This is a genomic window from Oleiphilus sp. HI0061 (assembly GCF_001635675.1).
The window spans coordinates 1-532 of sequence record NZ_LWFE01001672.1; the positions used below are offsets into that span (position 1 = coordinate 1).

At 44.5% G+C, this 532-nt stretch carries 1 pseudogene; it reads left to right on the top strand.

Going from position 1 to position 532, the window contains the following annotated elements:
- Nucleotides 1-532: pseudogene (locus tag A3735_RS31450) on the top strand (hypothetical protein); the annotation flags it as partial.

The window sequence follows — 532 nt, forward strand, 5'->3', positions numbered from 1 at the left end:
ACTTCGTTTAAGAATCGCAGAACGTCAAATAGACCAATCTGAAATCCATACAATTCATGGTTTCTGTCAGCAGCTTCTGGCGCGTCATGCATTAGATTTAAATGTCGCTTTTACGCAAAACCTGATGGAAGACACCAAGCCTCTGTTGCTGCGGGTCTGTGAGGATTACTGGCGCCAGGAAGTCTTTGCTCTACCACAAGAGTTGTTACTAGAGGTCTATAGTAACTGGGCGACGCCTGCAGAACTGATGTCGTCTCTTGAACCTTTGATTAATAGACGACCAGATGTATTCACACCAGCTGTACTTGAGGGTGGTCTTTCAGCCTGGGAGCAGCATTACCATGCCACAATTGATTGGTATCAAACACTTCGCTCACGAACCTTAGATAGCATCGATGAAGTACAGAAACTTGTCGCTGAATCAATGCTAAAAGGCGTGAACCATAAGAATAAATGGCTCACTTTGATTCGCGAATGGTGCGAAGCCGAGTTCACAAGTTTCGACTTTCCTAAAGCCAGTAAACGTAAGAAT